At 68.7% G+C, this 5,856-nt stretch carries 4 protein-coding genes and 1 CRISPR repeat array; of the genes, 1 reads left to right on the top strand and 3 read right to left on the bottom strand.

All coding sequences use genetic code 11. The features are described from left to right. Nucleotides 1–143: 143 nt before the first annotated feature. A CRISPR array of direct repeats spans nucleotides 144–2,002; the repeat unit is 29 nt; unit sequence GTCCTCCCCGCCGACGCGGGGGTGTTCCG. 274 nt (nucleotides 2,003–2,276) lie between these two features. Next, on the top strand, nucleotides 2,277–3,395 hold the full coding sequence (locus tag ACIRC0_RS39565; RefSeq protein WP_403626962.1) for a TerD family protein: 1,119 nt from the start codon (nucleotides 2,277–2,279) through the stop codon (nucleotides 3,393–3,395). 113 nt (nucleotides 3,396–3,508) lie between these two features. On the opposite strand, the gene ACIRC0_RS39560 is transcribed toward ACIRC0_RS39565, so the two are convergent. The 3 genes from ACIRC0_RS39560 to ACIRC0_RS39550 form a co-directional block, all read right to left on the bottom strand. Continuing rightward, nucleotides 3,509–3,664 carry an integrase core domain-containing protein gene (locus tag ACIRC0_RS39560; RefSeq protein ID WP_403626965.1) on the bottom strand — a complete coding sequence of 52 codons (156 nt, stop codon included), beginning with the start codon at nucleotides 3,662–3,664 and terminating at the stop codon, nucleotides 3,509–3,511. A gap of 70 nt (nucleotides 3,665–3,734) precedes the next feature. Beyond that, nucleotides 3,735–4,811, bottom strand: a complete 1,077-nt coding sequence (locus ACIRC0_RS39555; protein ID WP_403626959.1) for an IS110 family transposase — start codon at nucleotides 4,809–4,811, stop codon at nucleotides 3,735–3,737. A gap of 239 nt (nucleotides 4,812–5,050) precedes the next feature. Beyond that, the gene (locus ACIRC0_RS39550) at nucleotides 5,051–5,704 is read right to left on the bottom strand and encodes an IS3 family transposase (RefSeq protein ID WP_403626956.1); all 654 of its coding nucleotides are present in this window, start codon (nucleotides 5,702–5,704) and stop codon (nucleotides 5,051–5,053) included. Nucleotides 5,705–5,856: the final 152 nt, after the last annotated feature.

Below are 5,856 nucleotides of genomic sequence, written 5' to 3'. Positions count from 1 at the left end.
ACCGAACAGGGCTACGCCATCCGCACCGCCGGCACCCGCCGCCGCATCCCCATCGACTTCGAAGGCCTTACCCTCATCCGCATGACAGGACTACCGAAGGTAAAGAGGCCGCAAAGCGACCCTTGAGGTGCAGGTCAGGAAGTGTCCTCCCCGCCGACGCGGGGGTGTTCCGGCCGTTCGCTTTACCGCGAATGGCGCGAGCAAGTCCTCCCCGCCGACGCGGGGGTGTTCCGTACACGTCGGTGCTCGTCGTCGTGATGGGTGCGTCCTCCCCGCCGACGCGGGGGTGTTCCGGTCCATGAGTGCCTTGTGTGTCTTGGCGGACAGTCCTCCCCGCCGACGCGGGGGTGTTCCGCCACACCGTCGCCGTGGTCCCGGGCACGCCCCGTCCTCCCCGCCGACGCGGGGGTGTTCCGCTCGCGGTTCCCTCGGGCCTGAAGTCGTCCGGGTCCTCCCCGCCGACGCGGGGGTGTTCCGGCCGACTGGCTGTTCCACCAGTACAGCGATCAGTCCTCCCCGCCGACGCGGGGGTGTTCCGGGATGCCCCAGGGGGTCAGGTCGATCGCCGCCGTCCTCCCCGCCGACGCGGGGGTGTTCCGTCGAAGACGCCGACGCCCGCGTAGGAGCCGAAGTCCTCCCCGCCGACGCGGGGGTGTTCCGCATCAAGACGGACAGCTTCTTCTCGATGGGAGGTCCTCCCCGCCGACGCGGGGGTGTTCCGGTGCGGGCGGAGCCGACGGCGAACCGGTTGCCGTCCTCCCCGCCGACGCGGGGGTGTTCCGTGGCAGCAGCAGGCGGACCAGGCCGCGCTGGTGTCCTCCCCGCCGACGCGGGGGTGTTCCGGCCTTGACCCGCTCACCTACGGCCAGGCGGACGTCCTCCCCGCCGACGCGGGGGTGTTCCGCTCGGCCCGCTCCCGATGGGTGTGTGGATTCTGTCCTCCCCGCCGACGCGGGGGTGTTCCGCCCGCTCTCGGCAAGGTCTCCCCGATCTTCACGTCCTCCCCGCCGACGCGGGGGTGTTCCGTGCGCAACGCCCTGCTCGACACCATCGTGCGCGTCCTCCCCGCCGACGCGGGGGTGTTCCGCAGGCTGCGGGGCGCGGCCGCCAGTACGGGGAGTCCTCCCCGCCGACGCGGGGGTGTTCCGCGGAGCAGGGCGGCAAGGGCACGCTGAAGCTGGTCCTCCCCGCCGACGCGGGGGTGTTCCGCCCACCGCCGACGGCCACATGGACTGGGACGGGTCCTCCCCGCCGACGCGGGGGTGTTCCGTCAGGAGTGCTTGCGGTGTCGCCGAGCATGCGGTCCTCCCCGCCGACGCGGGGGTGTTCCGGCCGCGGGGATCTCCTCGAAGGAGCAGGGCCAGTCCTCCCCGCCGACGCGGGGGTGTTCCGCTCCAGGGACTCACGGGCGTATCGCCGCTGCTGTCCTCCCCGCCGACGCGGGGGTGTTCCGCGCCATCTCAGGGCGCGTTGGCTGATGCGGTGGTCCTCCCCGCCGACGCGGGGGTGTTCCGCCGATGATGCGGGTGCGGCCGTCTTCGTGGGTGTCCTCCCCGCCGACGCGGGGGTGTTCCGCCACCGCGACCTGTTCGGCGGCCGTCGGGGACGTCCTCCCCGCCGACGCGGGGGTGTTCCGCCCTTGGAGAAGTTCTGGGGCCTGGAGCAGAGGTCCTCCCCGCCGACGCGGGGGTGTTCCGACCATCGGTATCGGCATCTACAAGACCGAGTAGTCCTCCCCGCCGACGCGGGGGTGTTCCGCCCATGAGCGGCCCGTTCACCTTCGATCTGATGTCCTCCCCGCCGACGCGGGGGTGTTCCGATGGATCGCGAGATCCTCACCGGTAACGGCACGTCCTCCCCGCCGACGCGGGGGTGTTCCGCTGACCGGCTTCACCCGCGAGTGGGTGGCGAAGTCCTCCCCGCCGACGCGGGGGTGTTCCGATCTCGAAGATGTGGAAGGCGGTCGTCGGCGGGTCCTCCCCGCCGACGCGGGGGTGTTCCGTCTCAGCGTCCAGGCGGCCTCCCGCTACACCCAGAGCTTGGGACATCCCGGCCTGCAGGGTCTGCCCCCGCACGGCCACCGTTGCCCTCATCCGGTGCCTCGCGGCCCGGGCACTTGAACCCTGGGCACGCTGGCACCGATCACACCTCCGCGCTGATCGCCGTCTGCACCCATACAGACACGGCTGGAAGAACCCGCATGCCACATACACCGAAGGGGCAGCAGACGCGCACACCCGTGACTACCGTTTCTTGTCCAGGATCAAGGAGGCGGGATGAGAACGACGTCGCTGCGTAAGGGGGAGAACGTGGCGCTGGCCGCTGCGCGGACGGTGCTGTCGGTGTCCGTACAGGGGCTCTCGGCCGATGTCTCCGCGCTGCTCCTCGGCCCTGATGGCAAGGTTCGCGGCGATCACGACCTGGTCTTCTACAACCATCCGGTACAAGACGGTGTGTCCGTTCAGGGCGCAGTTGTCACTGCGGACCTCCCCGGTCTGCCGGCAGACGTGCACCGGGTAGTTGTTGTGGTGAGCGCTGACCCGTTGCAGCCAGGCGCCATCTTCACCCGGGCGCCGCAGCTGACGATTGCCCAGAGCGGCGCTACGTCTGCATCGTTCACCGCGCCGGACTTCACATCGGGGGAGACAGTCGTGGTCCTGGCGGAGCTGTACCGCCGCGGTGACGGCTGGAAGATCCGGGCCGTCGGGCAGGGCTACGCCTCCGGCCTTGCAGGACTGGCGACTGACTACGGCGTCGATGTCGATCCCGAGCCCTCTGCTGAGCCGCTTCCTAGTGCGCAGGTACGCAGTCCCACGGCCGCTGCGGTGGACCTGACCAAGGTGGAGCGACGAGCTCCCGGCCTGCTGGCCCCGGCGCGACAGGCCGGCCAGGCTCTCGCAGATCGAGGGATCATGGGACGGCGGGCTGCTGTCTACTTGATCTTGGACCACGACTGGCACATGGAAGAGCTCTACGAGTCGTTCGCCGTGCAGGCGTTCGCCGAGCGCGTCCTGGCCCTGTCGGCCAATCTCGACGACGACGGCACAGTGCCTGTGATCTTCTCCAGTGGACGAGAGCCGTTCTTGGAAGAGATCAGGCTGGACAACTACCGCGGCCGTATCGGCCAGCTGCACACCCAGGTCGACTGGGGCTGGGGCAACGTCGCCGACGCGATGCGCCGTGCCGTCAACCACTATCAGGAAAGCGGAGCTGCAGACCCTGCCTTCATCGTGACCCAGGTCGGTGATGAGCCCTGGGACAAGGCAGAGGTGCGCTCCATGCTCCAGAACACCGCCCCACTGGGAATCTTCTGGCTCTTTGTGGGATTCGGCCGCGGCAAGCTCGCCTTCTACAAGAATCTGAACGCCTCCGCCTCTGAACCGTTCCGGGTTTGATCGAGACTCTAGGCTGTGACTGTGACCTGGGGTTTCGTGGCTTCTCGGTAGTAGTTGGTCTCGTATTCGACGGGCGGGACGTGCCCGATCTCACCGTGAAGTCGGCGGTGGCACTACCAGTCGACCCACTCCGCGGTGGCCAGCTCAACCTGGGAGAGCGTCCTCCAGGGACGGCCAGGCTTGATCAACTCGGTCTTGAACAGGCCGATCGTGGACTCCATCAGCGCGTTGTCGTAGGCGTCGCCGACCGAGCCGATCGACGCGGCGATCCCTGCCTTGTCCAGATGCTCGGCCAGCGCGAACGATGTGTACTGCGACCCGGCGACGCTCTCCTGAATGTCAACCTCTCTGGACTGACCTGTTCGGGGTGCTGTCCTGCTTGATCAGGTAATAAGCCTCGCGGGCGACGTAGCGCTTGAGACAACGGATGATCTCCATCTTCGACTTGCTCTCGCTGGTGCGGCGTTTGAGGTACTTCTGGGTGGCCTCGTCGTAGTGCAGGCGGCAGACCACGGCCATGTGGAGAGCGGAGTTGGCCTGGCGGTCGCCACCGCGGTTGAGCCGGTGCCGCTGGACCTTCCCGGAGGAGGCCGGCAGCGGAGCGACGCCGCAGAGTTTGGCAAAACGGGCCTCGTCGGTGACCCGTTGAGGGTTGTCGCCACAGGTGACCAGGAGCTGGGCGGTGTTCTCGATCCCGAAACCGGTCCGCTCCAACAGCGAGGGTGCCAGCTCACGGACCAGAGGCTCGATCATCGCGTCGAGATCAGCAACCTCGTCGTTGAGTTCAAGGTAGCGGCGGGCCAGGGACTTGATCGCAATACGGGTGGCTGAGACGGGGTCACGGAAGGCGCTCTCGTCCGGCCGCCAGGCGGCGCAGGTGCGGATGAGCTGCATCCGCGTCAGGTTCCGTACCTGATCACGGAGTTCTTCGGGCGCCGAGATGATCTGGCAGCGCAGCATCTGCAGGGCGACGCGGCGGGCCTTGACGGCTGTGGAGCGGGCGATCCGCAGCACGCGCAAGGACTCCACCATGCCGGTGCGGGTCTTGGGAGTGATCACGCGGTTGCCGGCCAACGCAGCGTGGGCGGCGTTCTCGGCGTCGAGGGTGTCGTCCTTGCCGCGTCGGCGCCGGTCAGAGCGGTCGGGCCGGTTGACCTCGAGGATCTCGATGCCGGCCTGCTGCAGATGACGCAGGAGTCCGGCGCCGTAGGAGCCGGTGCCTTCGATGCCGATGCGGCGGACGTCGCCGAAGGTGCGCATCCAGGCGAGCAGGGCGCGGTAGCCGGCTCGGGTGGTGGAGAACGCCTGGGTGTCCAGGACGTGGTCGTCGGTGTCGACCACGGCGGCGACGTGCAGGTCTTTGTGGGTGTCCACGCCGCCGATGACGACGCGGGAGAGGGGTGGGATGCTGGCCATGTCGCGGACGAGAGCACGGTGGGTCGGCGCGCGGTCACCGAGGCGGCGGACAAGACAGTGATGGGACCTTGGCCAGGCTCTCCTTAAGTCACTCCCGTCGGCGAGGCGAGCGCCTCGCCGGGATGCTCCCGGGCCACCGACAAGTCCGAGGAAGGACAGCGCCGTCGATCGGAGTGCGGGTCAGGAGGCCGCGAGAGCATCCCGGCACCGGCATCCTGGCGCGTCCATCGCTGTGCGGGTCAAGAGGCCCGGGACATCCGGTAGTTCACATACTCACTATCGGAGTGGTGTATCAACTCGCCCTGGCTGTGCGGGATTCCGTCCCGCTCGCGCTGCCACAGGGCCATGTCCAGAGCGTCCAGGACGAGCCGGGTCTCCTTGGTGACGGCGGCGGACCAGCCGACGATCCGGCAGGAGAAGGTGTCCACGACGAACGCGATGTAGACGACCCCGGAGAAGGTCTTCACGTGGGTGAAGTCGGCGACCCAGCAGCGGTTCGGCGCCCTTGCGACAAAGTCGCGGTCCAAAAGGTCCGGGGCTCGCTCCGCGCTCGCGTCCGGGATCGTGGTGATCACACGCTTGCCGCGGACCGTGCCGGCGATCCCCAGCTCGCGCATCAGCCGCTCAACGGTGCACCGGGCCACCGCGTGCCCCTGCCGGTTCAGCTCCCGCCAGACCTTCCGGGCCCCGTAGACACGGAAGTGGTGTCGTAGACCTTGCGGATCGGCTCCTTGAGTTCGGCGTCCCGCAGCTGCCGGGCCGACGGGGCGGCCTGGCGCTTCTTGAACGCGTAGTAGGTGGACGGGGCCGATCTTGCAGTCGTGCTCGGTCAGCACGCGGCAGATCGGCTCGACACCGCCGAAGCGGTCCCGGTACTCGTCGATGAAACTCACGAGCGCGTGTGTGGCCGGTCGAGCTCGGCCGCGAAGAAACTCGCCGCGGCCTTCAAGATCTAATGGGCGGTGAAGGGCGGGGCACCGCACCTCGTCCGGTCCGATCGTGCTGCACCATCCAGCAGGGCGGCACGGAAAGACGTGGGGCGGGT

The organism is Streptomyces sp. NPDC093984 (assembly GCF_044764595.1).
In the GTDB taxonomy this organism is placed as follows: domain Bacteria; phylum Actinomycetota; class Actinomycetes; order Streptomycetales; family Streptomycetaceae; genus Streptomyces; species Streptomyces cynarae.
This window is presented reverse-complemented; position numbering and strand designations above follow the sequence as displayed.

Coding starts and splice junctions, on each gene's coding strand:
- ACIRC0_RS39565 (WP_403626962.1), top strand. CDS start 2,277: ATGAGAACGACGTCGCTGCGTAAGGGGGAGAACGTGGCGCTGGCCGCT.
- ACIRC0_RS39555 (WP_403626959.1), bottom strand. CDS start 4,811: ATGGCCAGCATCCCACCCCTCTCCCGCGTCGTCATCGGCGGCGTGGAC.